The organism is Thermus tengchongensis, from assembly GCF_021462405.1.
Taxonomy (GTDB): Bacteria; Deinococcota; Deinococci; order Deinococcales; family Thermaceae; genus Thermus; species Thermus tengchongensis.
Map to the genome: position 1 here is coordinate 291,002 of NZ_JAKEDU010000001.1, position 14,951 is coordinate 305,952.

Genomic DNA, 14,951 nt, shown 5'->3' on the forward strand with positions numbered 1-14,951 from the left:
ATAGGCAGCGGAGATGAAAACCGCGTGGCAAGGAGGCTAAAATGCCACCATGCCGCGCCTGGTGGCCTTGGTCAAGGGAAGGGTGCAGGGGGTGGGGTACCGGGCCTTCGCCCAGAAGAAAGCCTTAGAGCTGGGGCTTTCCGGCTATGCGGAGAACCTGCCGGACGGCCGGGTGGAGGTGGTGGCGGAGGGGCCCAAAGAGGACCTCCTCGTCTTCCTCCGGCACCTCCAAGAGGGCCCCCGCCTGGCCCGGGTGGAGGGGGTGGAGGTCCAGTGGGCCGAGGAAACCGGCCTAAAGGGGTTTTACGTGTACTGAGGGGCCTGGGCCCAGGGCTGGGGCCGAACCCCCACCCTTAGGAGGGCCTCCGCCAGGGCCTCCCTGAGCTCCGAAACCCCCGTGCCCTTCAAGGCGGAAACCGGTACCCCGCCCAGCTTCTCCCGCAGGTAGAAGAGGTCATAGGGGGCCGCCCGGTCCGCCTTGGAGAGGGCCAGGACCCGGGGTGCTTCCACCCCCAGCTTCGCCAGAAGCTCCTCCACCACCCGGTACCGCCCCATGGCCCCTTCCTCTGAGGCATCCAGGACGTGGATGAGAAGATCAGCCTCCCGCACCTCCTCGAGGGTGGCCCGGAAGGCGGTGAGGAGTTCCTTGGGCATCTGGCGGATGAAGCCCACGGTGTCCGTGAAGAGCACCTCCCCCACCCCCGGCAGGAAGCCCCGGCGGGTGAGGGGCCTTAGGGTGGCGAAGAGCTTGTCCTCCCCCGGCTCCCCACCCCGGGCGAGGGCGGAGAGGAGGGTGGTCTTGCCGGCGTTGGTGTAGCCCACCACCGCGATGAGGGGCACCCCCCGGCGCTTCCTTTGCCTCCTCGCCTCCTCCCGGCGCCGGGTGAAGGCCTCCAGCTTGTGGCTCAGGTGGACGATGCGCTCCTGGAGCCTTCTCCGGTCCACCTCCAGCTTGGTTTCCCCCGGCCCCCGGGTGCCGATCCCACCCCCCAGGCGGCTCATCTCCTTCCCCTTCCCCACCAGGCGGGGGAGGAGGTAGCGGAGCTGGGCCAGCTCCACCTGGGCCTGGGCCTCGGGGGTTTTGGCGTGCAGGGCGAAGATGTCCAGGATGAGCTGGGTGCGGTCCAGGACCTTGAGGCCCGTGGCCCGCTCGATCTCCCGGGCCTGGGTGGGGGTGAGCTCCAGGCCGAAGATGAGGGTGGAGGCGTTTTCGTGGTAGGCGAGGCTCTTGAGCTCCTCCAGCTTGCCCAGGCCCACCAGATACCGGGGGTCCAGGTGGGGGCGGAAGACCAGGACCTTTTTCACGGGAACCCCGCCGGCGGTGCGGGTGAGCTCGGCAAGCTCCGACAGATAGGCCTCCGCCTCTGGCCCTTCACCCCGGTCCACCCCCACCAGAATGGCCCGCTCCCCGCTCCCGTCCAGAAGCTCCCGCACCCGGGCCTGGCGGGCCAGCTCCTCCTCCAGGGCCTCCACCTCCGCCTTATGGTCAAAATCCAGGTACTGGAAGTAGGGCTTGGGAGGAAGGATGCGCCAGTCCTCCGTAACGTGTTCCCATCTGGAAGCAGCCAGGGCCTTGGGCGGGGAGAGAAAGGCCAGGTGCAGGGTGGTAGGCCTCCCGTCCTCCACCTCCAAGGCCGCCAAACTGTCCAGCCGGTTCAGGAAAAGCACCGAGAGGTCGGGGCGGGAAAGCCCTCCCTTGGCCAGGTGGGTGTGGAGGAGCCGGAAGCCCGATAGCCGCCTCTCCCCCCTGGCCCCCTCGGGGATGGGCAGGTCCTTGGCGTCGCCCACCCCCACCCGCACCACCCGGCCCTCCCGGTCCAGGAGGAGGCTTACGGGCCTCCCGATCTCCTGGGAAAGCCCGGCCAGGGCCTGGGCCAGCTCGGGGGTGAGAACCCGGTCTGCGGGAACCCGCCTGCGGTACAGGTTGGAAAGCCTCTTCAGCTCGCTCTTCTTGAGCCCCTCGGTCTTGCCGAAGATCTTCTCCAATGCCCCCCCAGTATACCAAAAAACCGCCCCTGGCCCTAGATTGAAAAAGGTGCGCTGGCTTGCCCTGGCCCTCCTCCTGGCCCCAGCCGTGGCCCAGCCCGGCTACAGCTGGATCGTGGTCCTGGGGGCGGCCCAGTACGGGGGCAGGCCTTCCCCCGCCCTGGAAAGGCGCCTCGAGGCCGCCCTCGTCCTCTACCGCCAGGGCCTGGCCCCCAGGGTGGCGGTGGCAGGGGGCAGGCTCCCCGGGGACCGGTACAGCGAGGGGGAGGTGGGTTGCCGCTACTTGGGGAGCAAAGGCATACCCCGGGAGGCCCTCCTCTGCGAAACCCAAAGCCAGACCACCTACGAGAACCTCCTCTTCCTCAAGCCCCACCTTTCCGGGCGCATCCTCCTGGTCACCGACGCCCCCCACCTGCCCCGGGCCCTTTTTCTGGCCCGGCTTCTGGGCCTAAAGGCGGAGGGCCACCCGGTGGAGGGATCCTACCCCCTGGGGTACTGGCTGAAGGAGGCCCTTTACCGCCTGTGGCTCTATCTGGGCTTAAAACCCCTCCCCGGAGGGCACGGCCTCAGGAGCCCCCCTCCAGATGCCTCAAGGAATCCAGGTACCCCTGCAAAAGGGCCTTGAACTGCGCTGCGAAAAGGGCTTTCTCCTGCCTAATCCGCTCCACCTCCCCCTTCAAGCGCTTCAGCTCCTCCGCCGCCTCCCTTAGCACCTGGTCCTTGGCCGCCAGGGCTTCCTTCTTGATCAGCTCCGCCTCCCGTTCCGCCTGGGCCTTGAGCTCGCGGGCGATGCGCTCCGCGGCCACCACCGCCCGCTTCAGCTCCCCTTCCGCCTCCTTCAGGCGGGCCACCTCCTCCTCCAGGGCCCTAAGCCTCTCCTTGAGCCCCTCGTTCTCCTGGATGAGGCCCTCCATGACCTCGGCCACCCGGGCCAAATAGCTCCTCACCGCCTCTTTTTGGTAGCCGCGAAGCCCCGTGGGGAACTCCTGGTAGCGCACGTCCAAGGGCGTTAGGTCCATGTGCACCTCAGTCTACAAAAAGGGCCCGGCCCACCCGCACCAGGGTGGCCCCCTCCTCGATGGCGATGGGGAAATCGTCGGACATGCCCATGGAGCGCTCGGGAAGGCCATAGCGGTCGGCGAGCTCCGAAAGCCTCCGGAAGATGGGGCGGACCACAGCCTCAGGACCCACCGGGGGCACGGTCATGAGGCCCAGGACCTCCAAGTGCGCCATCTCCCGCACCCGGGCCAGGGCCTCGGGCAGTTCCTCCTCCAAAAACCCGTGCTTCTGGGGCTCCCGGCCCAGGTTCACCTCCACCAGGACCCTAAGCCTCACCCCCACCTTCTCCCCCACCCGGTCCAGGGCCTCCGCCAGGCGCAGGGAGTCCAGGGAGTGGATAAGGGCGAACCGGGGGGCGAACTTGGCCTTGTTGCGCTGCAGGGGACCGATAAAGTGCCACTCCGCCTCTAGAAGCTCCATCTTCTTCAAGGCCTCCTGCACCCGGCTTTCCCCCAAGGGGAAGGGGCCGTAGCGGAGGACCTTCTCCTGGATCTCCTCCACGCTCCTCCCCTTGGTCACCGCCACCAGGCGCACCCCCTTGGGATCCCGCCCCGCGCGGCGGCAGGCGGCCTCCATGGCTTCGAGGACCTGGGGAAGCCCCATGGCCTAAAGCTCGGCCAGGATGCCCCGCACAAAGCGGCGGAAGATGGGCCCCGTCTTGGCCGCCACCGCCAGCACCTCCTGCTCCGTGGCGTGGTGCTCCCTTTCCGGCACCGCCATGTCCGTGATGGTGGAAAGACCCAAGACCCTGGCCCCTAGGTGCCTTAAGGCGATGACTTCGGGAACCGTGGACATGCCGATGGCATCGGCCCCGAGATCCCTAAGCATCTTCAGCTCGGCCCGGCTGGCGAAGCTGGGCCCCAGGAACCAGGCGTAGACCCCCTCGAGGAGGTGCAGGTCCTGCTTCCGCGCCACCTTGCGGGCCAGCTCGATGAGCTCCGGGTCGTAAGCCTCGAACATCACCGGGAAGCGGGGGCCGAGCCGCTCGTCGTTCTTCCCCCGCAAAGGGTTGACCCCAGCCACGTTGAGGTAGTCCAGGTGGAGCATGATCCCCCCCGCCTGGAACCTGGGGTTAAGCCCCCCCGCCGCCGAGGTGAGGATAAAGGTCTTGGCCCCCAGGAAATACCCCACCCGTACGGGGAAGACCACCTCCTCGGGGCTGTAGCCCTCGTAGTAGTGGACCCGGCCTTGGTACACCAGAACCCGCTTGCCTTCAAGCTCCCCCAGGATTAGCCTCCCCGCATGCCCGGGGGCGGTGGAAAGGGGAAAGTGGGGGATCTCCCCGTAAGGGATCTCCGCCTCCAGGGCCACCTCCTCCGCCAGGGGACCAAGCCCCGAGCCAAGGACGATCCCCACCTCCGGCACAAACCCGGTCTTGGAGCGGATGTAGGCCACGGCCTCCTGGATCTTCTCGTAGACCTCCATGCCCGCCATTCTACTCTCACGCCCCCTTCACCCGCCTCTGGTAAGCTTTCCGCCATGAAGCGGCTTTTTGCCCTGGTGTTCCTGGGCCTTCTGGCCCTGGCGGCCCCCATCCGCGAGGTGGTGGTGGAAGGGAGCGACCCCGTCCTTCAGGCCCTGGCCCGGGCCGCCTTACCTTTCGGGGTGGGGGACGAACCTGGGAACCTGGAAGAAGCCCGGAAAGCCCTCCTGGCCACGGGCTACTTCCAGCAGGTGGAGGTGCGCCTGGAAGGGAATGTCCTTAGGGTCATCCTTACTCCCTACCCCCCCATCGCCGAGGTGAAGGTGGAGGCCAAGGCCTTTCCCCAGGAAGCCCTCCTGCGCTTTCTGGAGCAGAACTTCGCCATCGGCCCGGAGGCCACCTATAACCCCATCCGGGCCGGGGAGGCCGCCCAGGCCCTGGCCCAGGCCTACCGGCAAAACGGCTTCCCCTTCACCCCCAAGGTGGAAGTGGAGGCCAAGGAGCAGGGGGGCAAAATGCTCCTCACCTTCCGGGTGGAGGAAAGCCCGGAGGTGAAGGAGGTTCGCCTGCAAGGGGCAAGCCTCCTCCCCGAGGCCGAGCTCCTGAAACTCTTGGAACCCCTAAAGGGCCCCTTCGACTTCGCCAAGTACCAGGAAGCCCTGAAGGCCATCGCCGCCCGCTACGAGAGGGCCGGTTACCGCTATAGCGGCCCCGATGCCCAGGAAAGCCGCCTCGAGGACGGCCTCCTCACCGTGGCGGTGCGGGAACTTAAGGTGGTGCGCCTGGAGGGGGAAGGCTTGGACCTCGCGGGCTTTCCCCTGAAGCCCGGGGACTACCTGCGCTACGACCTCCTTCTGGAAGGGGTGCAGGCGCTTTCCAAAAAGCTCTCCCGGGTGGTGAACTTCAACCTCACCCCCGAGGGGGAGGGGGTGGTGGTCCAGCTCCAGCTGGGCCCAGAAGGCGGGGTGATCGAGCGGGTGGATCTGAGGGGCAACACCGCCTTCCCCACGGAAACCCTCCTCGCCCTCCTCCGCCTGAAGCCCGGCGACGTCTACACCCCAGCCCTGGCCCAGGAGGACGCGAGGCGCATCGCCAGCTTCTACCAGGAGAAGGGCCTCGAGGTGGCCGACGTGCGCTTCGGCTTCCAGGACGGGACCTTCCGCCTCCAGGTCTTGGAGCTCAAGATCGGGGGCTACCGCCTGGAGTGGCAGGGGCAGCACCGCACCCAGGAGGAGGTCATCCTGCGGGAACTTCCCAAGCCGGGTAGCCTCTTCAGCGTCCAGGCCCTTCGCCAGGGGATCGCCCGCCTCATGGCCACCGGGCTCCTGGCCGAGCCCCCCGGGGTGCGCCTGGCCCCCGGGGAGAAGGAGGACCAGGTGGTGGTGGTCCTTTCCCTGAAGGAGGCCCGCACCGGCCTCTTCCAGCCCGCTTTGGGCTGGAGCTCCCTGGAAGGCTGGTCGGGTAGCGTCTCCTTTAAGGAGACCAACCTCTTCGGCCTGGCCCACCAAGTGGGGGTGGACCTGGCCTTCGTGCAAAACGAGGCCAGGGACAACCTCTCCCTCTCGGTGAGCTACGCCATCCCTTGGCTCTACCTGGACTACCTGGACCTGAAGGAGGTGCGCACCAGCCTTTCCTTCAGCCTCTTCTCCACCCCAATCGGCAACAACAAGCTCCTCCAAGGAAGCACGGACACCGGCTGGGAGTACACGGAACGGCGCACCGGGGGCGGGTTCTCCCTCTCCCGCCCCTTCTCCCAGAACCTGGAGAACCTGCGCCTCTCCCTGGGGCTTTCCGCCCGGCGGTCGACGTATGCCCTCGAGGTCTATGACCCCAACGCCCCCTGCGACTCCGCGGTCACAAACCCCGCCGACCCCAAGTACTGCGACGGCACCGGCTACAAGAACCTCTCCCTGGCGCAAAGCCTCCTCCCCACCCCCGGCTGGACCCTCAGGCTGGACACCGGGGTGAGCTACCTGGAGGTAGACAACCCCCGCTTCCGCACCCAGGGCTATGAGGCAAGCCTCAGCACCGGCCTGGGTCTCTCCCTCCCCGACACGGGGGGGCGGAGCTTCTTCGTGCCCCTGGTGACCACAGGGAAGACCTATATGCCCCTGGATGAGGAACGGCGCCAGGCCCTGGCCTTCCGCCTCTCCGCGGGCACCCTCTTGGGTTTCCCCCCGGAAAGCGAGCGCTTCTTCCTCTCGGGGAGCGGGGCCGAGGCCTTCCTCCTCAGGGGCTACGAGGACCGCAAGTACGGGGGGCTTTCCTTCGCCACGGGGAGCGTGGAGTACCGCTACAACTTCAACCTCTCCCCCCAGGGGGGGACCAACCTCTACGGCATCCTCTTCACCGACCTGGGCATCGCCGACAACACCGGCGGGGTGAAGTGGGGGGCCGGGGTGGGGCTGCAGCTGGACCTGGACGTGCTGGGGGTCCTCCTCCCCTCCTTGCGGCTGGACTACGCCTTCAGCCCGGAAAGCCCCACGGGAAGGCTCCACTTCCGCATCGGGCCCATGTTCTAAGCACCCCGTGGGGGCTTGCGCCCCCACGGGGGCCCCAAAGGCCTTTGGGCATCGGCCCTTTCCCTGCCCATTGCGGCAACCCCCGCGCACGGGCCCTTGGTTGCGCCAAGGCGCGGGCTAACGCAAACTGTTCTTGACGCCGCCCGGCGTTTCTGCCATGAAAGCCTACCTCGGCCTCTACACCGCCAGGCTGGAAACCCCGGCCAGAAGCCTCAAGGAGAAGCGCGCCCTCATCAAGCCCGCCCTGGAAAGGGTAAAAGCCCGCTTCCCCGTCTCCGCCGCCCGGCTCCACGGCCTGGACGCTTGGGGCTTTGAGGTGGTGGGCCTCTCCCTCCTGGGCAACGACCCCGCCTGGGTGGAGGCCACCTTGCGCGAGGCCGCCCGCTTCCTGGCCCGCGAGGGGGATTTTAGGGTGGCCCTCGAGGCCTTCCGCCTCGAGGCCTTCGAGCTGGATGGGTTGGTCTAGGGGCCTGCCCCCGGCAACCAGGCCCTCGGGCTAAGATGGAAGAGGTGGACCTTAGCTCCCTGCCTACCCCCGATCGGGAGCGCCTCCAGGAGCTTTGCCAGCGCTACGGCGTGCGCCGGCTCCTTCTCTTCGGCTCCTTCGCCCGGGGAGAAGCCTCGGAGGCAAGCGACCTGGATCTGTTGGTGGAGTTCTTCCCCGGCCAAGTCCCGGGCCTGGGCTTCGTGCGCCTGCAAGAGGAGCTCTCCCGCCTGTTCGGGAGGCAGGTGGACCTCCACACCGCGAAGAGCCTCAGCCGCTACTTCCGCGAGGAGGCCCTAAGGGAGGCCCATCCCCTTTATGAGGCCGCCTAGGGTTTCGGATAGAATCCGGCTCCTGCACATGCGGGACGCCGCCCGCAGGGCCCTGGAGCTGGGGCAAGGGAAGAACCTGGCCTCCCTCCCCCCAGAGGACACCACCGCCCTCGCCGTGGTGCGCCTCCCCCACCTCCTCACCCGCTTGGAGCAGATTCTAGAGGAGCTGGGCGCCTAAACCAGTTCCACCCCAAAGGCCGTGGACCCCCCGGTGCCGTGGCAGATGGCCGCCAGGCCCCTTTCTTCCCCCTTCTGCCTCAGGGCGTTCAGGAGGGTGACCAGGATCCTGGCCCCGCTGGCCCCGATGGGGTGGCCCAGGGCCACCGCCCCCCCGAAGACGTTGAGGCGCTCGTAGGGCACCCCCAGAAGGCGGCGGAAGAGGACGTTGTTGAGGGCGAAGGCCTCGTTGTTCTCAAAAAGGCCGAAGTCTTCAATCCGCATGCCAAGCCGGTCCAGCAGGCGCTTCACCGCGGGGATGGGGGCCTCGGGGAAGCGCCAGGGCTCCCCCGCCGCCCAGGCCCCGCCCAGCACCCGGGCCAGGGGCTTCAGGCCGTGGGCCTTCACCGCCTCCTCCGAGGCCAAAAGAAGCGCCGCCGCCCCGTCGGAGATCTGGCTGGCGTTCCCCGCGGTGAGGATGCCGTCCTTCCGGAAGGCGGGCCTAAGGGCGGCCAGGGACTCCAAGGTGGTCTCGGGCCTTATCCCCTCGTCCCGGTCCACCACCACCGGCCCCTTCTTCCCGGGAAGCTCCATGGGGGCGATCTCCTGGGCGAAGAACCCCTTCTCCGTGGCCTCCGCCGCCCTCTTATGGGAGAGGAAGGCGGCCTCGTCCACCTCCTCCCGGCCCACCCCATAGTCCTGGGCGAGCCTTTCCGCCTGCTCCCCCATGGCCTCGCCCGAAAAGGGGTCGGAAAGCCCGTCCCGGAGGAGAATATCCTGGAGGTTTTCCGGGGCCCCCATAAGGAACCTGTACCCCCACCTTGCCCGGTGGGAGAGGTAGAAGCCCGCCTGGCTCATGGACTCCATCCCCCCGGCCAGCACCAGGTGCGCCTCCCCCGTGCGCAGGAACTGCACGGCGTTCATGACGGCCATCATCCCCGAGGCGCAGACCATGTCCACCTGGTACCCGTCCACCTCCTTGGGGATGCCCGCCCTTAGGGCCGCCTGCCGGGGAAGGAGCTGCCCGTGCCCAGCCCTTAGCACGTTCCCGAACACGTAGAGGTCCAAATCCTTCCCCTCCACCCCCGCCCGGGCCAAGGCGGCCCGCATGGCGTGGGCCCCAAGCTCCACCGGGCTCACGTCCTTCAGCACCCCCCCGAACCGGCCGATGGGGGTGCGCGCCGCGGAAACGATGTAGACCTCGCCCATGGGCCTATCATACCCGCGCGCCGGGGCACCTGGGGCGAGGGCGGCCCCCTGCTATACTCCAGGCGGATGCCCAGGCAAGGCCTCACCCTCCTGGAGCTCTTGGTGGTGCTGGGCCTCCTGGGGGTCTTGCTGGGCCTGAGCCTTCCCCTCCTCTCCCCGAACCGCCTGGCTCTGGAGGGCGCCGCCCGCTCCCTGGCGGCCCAGGTGACCCGGGCCAGGCTGGAGGCCATCCGGCAGAACGCCTTCGCCGGGCTCCACGTCTTCACCGAGGGGGCTGGGGGCTACGCGGTCTTCGTGGACCGAAACGGGGACCGCCGCTACACCCCGGGGGAGGAGGTGCAGGTGGTGCGCTTTGGGGAGGGAGGCTGGGCCCGGGTACGGCTGGACCCCAACCGAAGCACCCTGGGCAATATGCCCATTCTGTTCGATCCCAGGGGGGTTCCCGCCAAACCCATCACCGGCACCATAACCCTCGCCTCCGGTACCTCCACCCGCAAGGTGGTCATAAGCCAGCAGGGCCGGGCCCGGGTGGAGTAGACCCCCCGTTTGGGGGATGCGAACCCCACCCCTTTCGTCTACCCTTAGAAGGGAATGAGGAAGCCCCGTGGCCTGACCCTTATAGAGCTCGTCATCATCCTCGCCATCCTGGGGATTCTCCTGGCCCTGGGCACGAGCTACCTGCGTTCCGACCGCATCGCCGTGAACCAGGCCGCCCAGTCCCTGGCCGCCCAGGTGACGAGGGCCCGGCTGGAGGCCATCCGGCGGAACGAGTTCGTGGGCATCCACTTCAGCACCCAGGGCTTTGGAGGCTACCTGATCTTCGTAGACGCCAACAGGGACGGGACCTTCAACACGGGGGAAACCGTGGTCCAAGGCGTCACCTTCGGCCAAGGGGACTGGGCCCGGGTACGGCTCACCGCCGTCACGGGAGCCTCCACCCTGGTCTTTGACCCACGCGGCATCCCCACCTCCTTTACCGCTTCCACCGTCACCCTGCGCAACCGGGCGGAAACGTACACCAAGACCGTGCAGATCTCTGGTCAAGGGAGGGCGAGCGTGCAATGAGAAGGAGTGGCCTTACCATCATAGAAGTCCTAATCGCCATGGCTATCCTAGGCATTGCGTTTGGAGCCTTGCTGTTTAATCAGCTTTCTAACTTACGCACCTCCGCACGCATGAGATTGGTCACGGAGATCAAAGCCGCACTTACGCAGGTCTTGGAAGCTAAGAACGCTGAGGTTCTGGCAAAAAGCGGCTCTATCTACGCTTTTGACGATTATTATTGGGGCTGCCCGTCTGCCGTTGCGAACGCTAGCAGCATCATCGGTAGACCCCTCAACTCTGTAGCTTGTTCAGGCAACAGCACGGTGGGGCGCGTCACCGTCTCGTGGAGCGTGAGTGGAGAGAGCGGCATCCAAGGAGAGGGACTCATCCTACTAAGCGCCAGGGGTTCCATAGCCAACATGACCACATCCCCCCAGGTGGCCCTGATCCGTCGCGTCTCTTGCTACGACGTTTATCCATCCCCCACCCGAGATGCCCCTGCCCCCTGTCCCACCCCCACCGCCTCTGGAGGGGGTCGGCCATGAAGCGTCAGGGTTTTTCCCTCCTGGAACTTCTGCTTGCATCAGCCATCCTGGTCGTCCTCGGAGTCTTGGTCACCCGAGCCCTCCTAGACCAAGCCGACTTAGCCCGACGCACGCAAGCCCGAAACGAGGTGCAAGACCGCGTGCGCATGGTTATGGAGCTGGTGAAGCAAGACTTGATGATGGCCGGAAGCAGCCGATACGTGAGTTTCTCCGCCGGTTCAGCAAACTCGTTCATCGCCGGGGTCACGGAAGCCATCTCGGGTTGGCAGGGATGCTCCAGTACCAACCCCTGCCTTTCCGCCGATGCAGGAAACTCTACTAGCTTGCGGGACCGCTTCTCCGTTCGCTACATTACCAGCCTTAGACCAACATCGGAAGCCTGCCGAAAAGTGGAGTATAGCTTTGACTCGTATACCCTTCGCCGAAGCGACGTGGGCTGCTCCCAATCTGCCAGCCCTCAGCCCCTGGCGGACAACATCTTGGTTCTTAACCTGCGTTTTGAGTGCTCGGACGGCAGTTTTGCCGATACGGGCAGCCCGCCTTGCACGGGCAATCGATATGCGCGAGCAGCGTATATCACGGTCGTAGGTTTTTCCTTAACCCCGGCCCCTGGAAACCCGCCTGATGCCTCGTCCTTCAGCGTCGTGTCGGGCAACTCCACTCTGACCGAAAACTGCCCGTTGGGGCGGATATGCTTTGGCACCAGCGAAAGGGTCGAACTACCCAGCCTGAAGGACCAGTAGGAGGTACTCCGTGCGCCGAGAAGGAATTGCCCTGGTAGCCACCCTGGCCGTGGTGGTGGTGATAGCCGTCCTCGTCTTTGGAACTTTCTTCACCACACAGCTGGAAATCTGGACCACCCGAAACGACGTGACCGCTAATCAAGCTTACGCCGTGGCGCAAGCGGGCATCCAGAAGTACAAGACCCTGGCCTTTCAGACCTTTCGCTACTACCTGAACAACATCAATACCTACGGAAGCGAGCTGGCCCGCTATGCCCAGTGTGGCAACCTGCTCACCATTGGTCTGGATCTCGACCGCAACGGGACCATCGCCGCGGGCACTGATTTGCCTAATGGCGGCACTCTTACCGAAACCATCCTGTTTCCCGACGGAAGCCGGGGCACCTACACCGTAAGTCTCTCCGTTTCCGGCTCCTATCTGACCCTGCGCTCCGTCGGCCAGTACGGCGGGGCTCAGGCCACGGTGACCGCCGTGGCGCGGGTCAGTTCCAAAGGCATCTTTTCCAACGCCATCGCCACTGGCCTCGGAGTAGGCACCTTAAACGGCAACCTGGAAATTTGGGGTTCGGTGTATGCACAAGCCACCAACCCGAGCGATTTCGTCATCGGGAGTTCCGGCGCTTTTAAGATGCACAACTACTACACCGCCACCCAGCTGGCCCAGCTCTTTGGCAACAACTTTACTGTAGACCAGATCCGCAACTTTCTCAAGCTCCAGGCAATGGAGCAAAGGGATATGTGCGCTACCCTCAGCGTGACAGGAGGCAAAGTAAAAATCTGGGGGAACTCCCAGATCGGTGATGCCTCTTTGCCCCAGGGCCTTAGTGCCTCGGACGGATGGAACCCAAAGGTAGACGGCATCTATGTGGGAAGCGGCACTCAGGGAACACGGGAAAATGAGTGCAACAATGTAAGCAATGCACCGGATGTCTGCGTGGGCGGAGGGGCCAACCTGTACACTTCGGGGGGCATAGGGGCCTTCCCCTACACCAACCCCCCTGCGATTCCCAGCCTGTCTGGACCGTGTACCAATGCGGGGCAGACCTGGCGCGAGTGCCTGCGCAACCTCGCAGCTACTCAAGGGGTGGTGCTAGAAAAAGGGGCAAGTTCCATCCCCTCGGGTTTGGTCTGCGATCTCAGCACCATCCTTTCGGGGAATACCCTGACCTTTGGGCAAACCCCCATCACCTGTTTGGAGGGCACTCCTCCCAACGCCAAAGGCTTTATCTACACCTATGATGCCATCACGCGGCAGGGAACGCTCACCGTCTACGGCACGGTTAACTTCCGTGGCTACGATCTGAAGTTCGAGGAGGACGTGGTGGTGCGCTACACCAACAAGGCCACCCTGTTCGTGGAGGCTAAACAAAACCAAGGAGGCAACATCACCCTGGAGGGCAATCTCCTTCCCGGACAAAGCTTTCCCGACCGGGATGTGTTGGGCCTCATTGCGGAAAACACCCTGACGATCACGGGCGACACCCAAAATCTTCCCGGCAGCTCACCCCGAAAACAGGTCGTTATGGGGCTTTTTTACGCGGGACAGCGAGCCATCATCCAGCAGAACTCCACTGTCTTCGGCACCGTGGTGGCCAGGGAGGTCTGCACCTCCAACAACTGCAACGCAGGCTCGGGGAATACCAGCATCGTTCAAGTACCCGGGCTGGAGTTCAACCTTCCCCCAGGGTTCAACTTGGCCCCCAACACCACCAGCGCCTTCTTCGGGCAACTAACCTATGAGCGCCGCTAGCTTTCACACCCCTTTCACACCCCCCTGCCATCCTGAGGCTGACCCCCCCAAACGGGGGGGTTGACAAGGGCAGGAGGAGCCCCCGAGAATGCTGGGCGAGAGGAGGTGAGAGCAGGGTTAGAGATAAAGGCAAAGCGGTGAAGGCAGGTCGGCAATAGGCCCAAGGCACTCATGGCCGCGCAATGCATGAAAGCGCGGAAAACTCTAAGGAGATAGAGGTATGCGGAACGCAAAAGGCTTCACCCTGATTGAGCTCCTGATCGTCATCGCCATCATCGGCATCCTGGCGGCGGTGCTGGTGCCCAACTTGCTCAACGCGAGGCGCACAGCTACCCAGCGGGCAGCCGAAGCACATGGCCAGAACGTATACAAGGTTGTGTCAGCTTACCTGGCTGAGGATCCTCAAAGGGCAGCTACTGACATTACCGATACAAACTGCGCTGATGGTTTTACCGCCGGAAGCTTCAGTGTGGGCAATGCTCCTGCCGGCGTTTCGTGTACATATAACGCCACCGGACCTGACGCATTTACCATAACAGTTGGGGCTCCTGGTGGCTTCAGCAAAACGTTCCCCTAAGCTTCGAGGTTAGGAGGACCGAAAAAGCACGCACAGGGACCTGCCCTGTGTGTGCCTTTTATTGAGGCCATCGCAAAATGTCTAGTACCCTTTTCCTTAAGTGCCCTCCCCTTGGAAAACCAACTCCACTCCTCCCAGGGCCCTTAGGGCCAGGCGAACGGCATCCGCCAGCTCGGCCAAATTCCGGTAGTGCCGCCGGGGCATCAGAAACCCCTTCACCCACCGCCACACCCCCTCCATCGGGTTCCAATGCGGACTGTACCGCAGCAGATACCCCACGCTTAACCCTCGCCTGGCCCACCCCTCCAAAGCTTCCCTTATCCACTCCCCCCGGTGAAACGCCGCATTGTCCAAAAAGACCTTCATGGGCCTCTCCAGCCTCTCCACCACGCCCTACAGGTACGCCCGCACCTCCCCCGACCGCACAGGCCCAAACACCAAGGGTGGGCACTTAGGCTAGCCGCCTCTCCAAGGACCCCAGGGAGAAGGTGGGGAAGAGCTTCCCCAGCCCGCATGCCCGGTGCTAAACTCACCTCATGACATCTTGGCGGGAGTGGATCGCCTCCGACCCTGGGGTGCTGGGCGGTAAGCCCGTGGTCCGAGGCACGCGCCTTTCGGTGGCTTTCCTCCTGGGCCTCCTTGCCCAGGGATGGAGCCGGGAGGAGATCCTCGCCAACTACCCCCAACTCCCACCGGAAGGGCTCCAGGCCGCTTTAGCCTTCGCCCAAGAGGTCCTGGAGGAGGAAAGGCTCTTTGCGCTTTCTCGCTGACGAGAACCTTCCCCTGGCCAGCGTACACTTGCTCCGCAACCGCGGCTTTGTGGTTCTTGCCGTGGTAGAAACCTCCCCTGGGATCCCCGACGGAGAAGTATGGGCGCTGGCAGCCAAGCACGACGCTGTCCTGCTCACCCTGGACCTGGACTTCGGACAGCTTTACCAATCCTACAGCGAAAGGCCGGCCGGGTTGGTCCTCTTCCGGCTGACGCCTGCCCACCCCGAGGAACCCGCCCGCCTGCTCCTCCAGGTTATGGCTGAGGGGTTAGTCTTGGAGGGACACCTCACCGTTCTTGGAAGGGATAAGGTGCGCTCGAGGCCCTGGCGCTGAGGCCGCCCTCAGGGAGG

General features: G+C 65.2%; 19 protein-coding genes and 1 pseudogene. 14 read left to right on the forward strand and 6 right to left on the reverse strand.

Annotated features, from left to right (window positions below; all coding sequences use genetic code 11):
• Positions 1-49: 49 nt before the first annotated feature.
• Positions 50-316, forward strand: a complete 267-nt coding sequence (locus L1087_RS01450; protein ID WP_135261156.1) for an acylphosphatase — start codon at positions 50-52, stop codon at positions 314-316.
• Here the strand turns inward: L1087_RS01450 and hflX are convergent.
• A complete protein-coding gene (gene hflX, locus L1087_RS01455) occupies positions 304-1,986 on the reverse strand; it encodes a GTPase HflX (protein ID WP_234557300.1) in 1,683 nt (560 codons plus the stop codon). The two genes, L1087_RS01450 and hflX, sit on opposite strands and share 13 nt — an antisense overlap.
• A gap of 40 nt (positions 1,987-2,026) precedes the next feature.
• Here hflX and L1087_RS01460 point away from each other — a divergent pair, with 40 nt between their 5' ends.
• Positions 2,027-2,611, forward strand: a complete 585-nt coding sequence (locus tag L1087_RS01460) for a YdcF family protein (protein ID WP_135260045.1) — start codon at positions 2,027-2,029, stop codon at positions 2,609-2,611.
• Here the strand turns inward: L1087_RS01460 and L1087_RS01465 are convergent.
• The 3 genes from L1087_RS01465 to L1087_RS01475 are packed head-to-tail and all read right to left on the reverse strand — an operon-like array spanning position 2,553 to position 4,479.
• Positions 2,553-3,005, reverse strand: a complete 453-nt coding sequence (locus L1087_RS01465; protein WP_038042885.1) for a DivIVA domain-containing protein — start codon at positions 3,003-3,005, stop codon at positions 2,553-2,555. The genes L1087_RS01460 and L1087_RS01465 overlap by 59 nt on opposite strands.
• 7 nt (positions 3,006-3,012) lie before the next feature.
• Positions 3,013-3,648: a YggS family pyridoxal phosphate-dependent enzyme gene (locus L1087_RS01470; protein ID WP_234557301.1), complete on the reverse strand. Its 636-nt coding sequence runs from the start codon at positions 3,646-3,648 to the stop codon at positions 3,013-3,015.
• 3 nt (positions 3,649-3,651) lie between these two features.
• A complete protein-coding gene (locus tag L1087_RS01475; RefSeq protein WP_135260044.1) occupies positions 3,652-4,479 on the reverse strand; it encodes a purine-nucleoside phosphorylase in 828 nt (275 codons plus the stop codon).
• Positions 4,480-4,524: 45 nt separating this feature from the next.
• Between L1087_RS01475 and L1087_RS01480 the strand changes: the two genes are divergently transcribed.
• The 4 genes from L1087_RS01480 to L1087_RS01495 all read left to right on the forward strand — a co-directional run bounded on the left by L1087_RS01480 (position 4,525) and on the right by L1087_RS01495 (position 7,984).
• Positions 4,525-6,990, forward strand: a complete 2,466-nt coding sequence (locus tag L1087_RS01480) for a BamA/OMP85 family outer membrane protein (RefSeq protein WP_234557302.1) — start codon at positions 4,525-4,527, stop codon at positions 6,988-6,990.
• A 157-nt stretch (positions 6,991-7,147) separates the two neighbouring features.
• Positions 7,148-7,456, forward strand: a complete 309-nt coding sequence (locus L1087_RS01485) for a DUF503 domain-containing protein (RefSeq protein WP_234557303.1) — start codon at positions 7,148-7,150, stop codon at positions 7,454-7,456.
• Positions 7,457-7,500: 44 nt separating this feature from the next.
• Positions 7,501-7,806, forward strand: a complete 306-nt coding sequence (locus L1087_RS01490) for a nucleotidyltransferase family protein (protein WP_234557304.1) — start codon at positions 7,501-7,503, stop codon at positions 7,804-7,806.
• Entirely contained in the window at positions 7,793-7,984 is a 192-nt protein-coding gene (locus L1087_RS01495; RefSeq protein WP_234557305.1) for a hypothetical protein, read from the forward strand. Before L1087_RS01490 ends, L1087_RS01495 begins: the two co-directional genes overlap by 14 nt.
• On the opposite strand, the gene L1087_RS01500 is transcribed toward L1087_RS01495, so the two are convergent.
• Positions 7,981-9,171, reverse strand: a complete 1,191-nt coding sequence (locus L1087_RS01500; protein ID WP_234557307.1) for a thiolase family protein — start codon at positions 9,169-9,171, stop codon at positions 7,981-7,983. The two genes, L1087_RS01495 and L1087_RS01500, sit on opposite strands and share 4 nt — an antisense overlap.
• A 66-nt stretch (positions 9,172-9,237) precedes the next feature.
• Here L1087_RS01500 and L1087_RS01505 point away from each other — a divergent pair, with 66 nt between their 5' ends.
• The 6 genes from L1087_RS01505 (at position 9,238) to L1087_RS13285 (ending at position 13,830) form a co-directional block, all read left to right on the forward strand.
• Entirely contained in the window at positions 9,238-9,708 is a 471-nt protein-coding gene (locus L1087_RS01505) for a GspH/FimT family protein (RefSeq protein ID WP_130842413.1), read from the forward strand.
• A gap of 54 nt (positions 9,709-9,762) precedes the next feature.
• Complete coding sequence (locus L1087_RS01510; protein ID WP_234557308.1) at positions 9,763-10,236, forward strand: GspH/FimT family protein; 474 nt, start codon at positions 9,763-9,765, stop codon at positions 10,234-10,236.
• Positions 10,233-10,760, forward strand: a complete 528-nt coding sequence (locus tag L1087_RS01515) for a type II secretion system protein (RefSeq protein WP_084584786.1) — start codon at positions 10,233-10,235, stop codon at positions 10,758-10,760. Before L1087_RS01510 ends, L1087_RS01515 begins: the two co-directional genes overlap by 4 nt.
• A complete protein-coding gene (locus tag L1087_RS01520; RefSeq protein WP_234557309.1) occupies positions 10,757-11,503 on the forward strand; it encodes a prepilin-type N-terminal cleavage/methylation domain-containing protein in 747 nt (248 codons plus the stop codon). The genes L1087_RS01515 and L1087_RS01520 overlap by 4 nt, the downstream gene beginning before the upstream one ends.
• A gap of 10 nt (positions 11,504-11,513) precedes the next feature.
• On the forward strand, positions 11,514-13,253 hold the full coding sequence (locus tag L1087_RS01525) for a hypothetical protein (RefSeq protein ID WP_234557310.1): 1,740 nt from the start codon (positions 11,514-11,516) through the stop codon (positions 13,251-13,253).
• A gap of 220 nt (positions 13,254-13,473) precedes the next feature.
• Positions 13,474-13,830: a type II secretion system protein gene (locus L1087_RS13285; RefSeq protein ID WP_326490691.1), complete on the forward strand. Its 357-nt coding sequence runs from the start codon at positions 13,474-13,476 to the stop codon at positions 13,828-13,830.
• 96 nt (positions 13,831-13,926) lie between these two features.
• On the opposite strand, the pseudogene L1087_RS01535 reads toward L1087_RS13285, so the two are convergent.
• Positions 13,927-14,271: pseudogene (locus tag L1087_RS01535) on the reverse strand (transposase); the annotation flags it as partial.
• Positions 14,272-14,366: 95 nt separating this feature from the next.
• On the opposite strand from L1087_RS01535, the gene L1087_RS01540 reads away from it, so the two are divergent.
• Together L1087_RS01540 and L1087_RS01545 are read left to right on the forward strand one after the other, a co-directional pair.
• On the forward strand, positions 14,367-14,600 hold the full coding sequence (locus L1087_RS01540) for a DUF433 domain-containing protein (protein WP_038047221.1): 234 nt from the start codon (positions 14,367-14,369) through the stop codon (positions 14,598-14,600).
• Positions 14,584-14,934, forward strand: coding sequence for a DUF5615 family PIN-like protein (locus L1087_RS01545; protein ID WP_234557311.1), 351 nt, complete (start codon positions 14,584-14,586; stop codon positions 14,932-14,934). The genes L1087_RS01540 and L1087_RS01545 overlap by 17 nt, the downstream gene beginning before the upstream one ends.
• Positions 14,935-14,951: the final 17 nt, after the last annotated feature.

Excerpts from the sequence above, each read along its gene's own strand:
- L1087_RS01470 (WP_234557301.1), bottom strand. The coding sequence starts at position 3,648 with ATGGGGCTTCCCCAGGTCCTCGAAGCCATGGAGGCCGCCTGCCGCCGC.
- L1087_RS01540 (WP_038047221.1), top strand. The coding sequence starts at position 14,367 with ATGACATCTTGGCGGGAGTGGATCGCCTCCGACCCTGGGGTGCTGGGC.
- L1087_RS01495 (WP_234557305.1), top strand. The coding sequence starts at position 7,793 with ATGAGGCCGCCTAGGGTTTCGGATAGAATCCGGCTCCTGCACATGCGG.
- L1087_RS01510 (WP_234557308.1), top strand. The coding sequence starts at position 9,763 with ATGAGGAAGCCCCGTGGCCTGACCCTTATAGAGCTCGTCATCATCCTC.
- L1087_RS01480 (WP_234557302.1), top strand. The coding sequence starts at position 4,525 with ATGAAGCGGCTTTTTGCCCTGGTGTTCCTGGGCCTTCTGGCCCTGGCG.
- L1087_RS01485 (WP_234557303.1), top strand. The coding sequence starts at position 7,148 with ATGAAAGCCTACCTCGGCCTCTACACCGCCAGGCTGGAAACCCCGGCC.
- L1087_RS01515 (WP_084584786.1), top strand. The coding sequence starts at position 10,233 with ATGAGAAGGAGTGGCCTTACCATCATAGAAGTCCTAATCGCCATGGCT.
- L1087_RS01500 (WP_234557307.1), bottom strand. The coding sequence starts at position 9,171 with ATGGGCGAGGTCTACATCGTTTCCGCGGCGCGCACCCCCATCGGCCGG.
- L1087_RS01450 (WP_135261156.1), top strand. The coding sequence starts at position 50 with ATGCCGCGCCTGGTGGCCTTGGTCAAGGGAAGGGTGCAGGGGGTGGGG.
- L1087_RS01505 (WP_130842413.1), top strand. The coding sequence starts at position 9,238 with ATGCCCAGGCAAGGCCTCACCCTCCTGGAGCTCTTGGTGGTGCTGGGC.
- L1087_RS01475 (WP_135260044.1), bottom strand. The coding sequence starts at position 4,479 with ATGGCGGGCATGGAGGTCTACGAGAAGATCCAGGAGGCCGTGGCCTAC.
- L1087_RS13285 (WP_326490691.1), top strand. The coding sequence starts at position 13,474 with ATGCGGAACGCAAAAGGCTTCACCCTGATTGAGCTCCTGATCGTCATC.
- L1087_RS01520 (WP_234557309.1), top strand. The coding sequence starts at position 10,757 with ATGAAGCGTCAGGGTTTTTCCCTCCTGGAACTTCTGCTTGCATCAGCC.
- L1087_RS01465 (WP_038042885.1), bottom strand. The coding sequence starts at position 3,005 with ATGGACCTAACGCCCTTGGACGTGCGCTACCAGGAGTTCCCCACGGGG.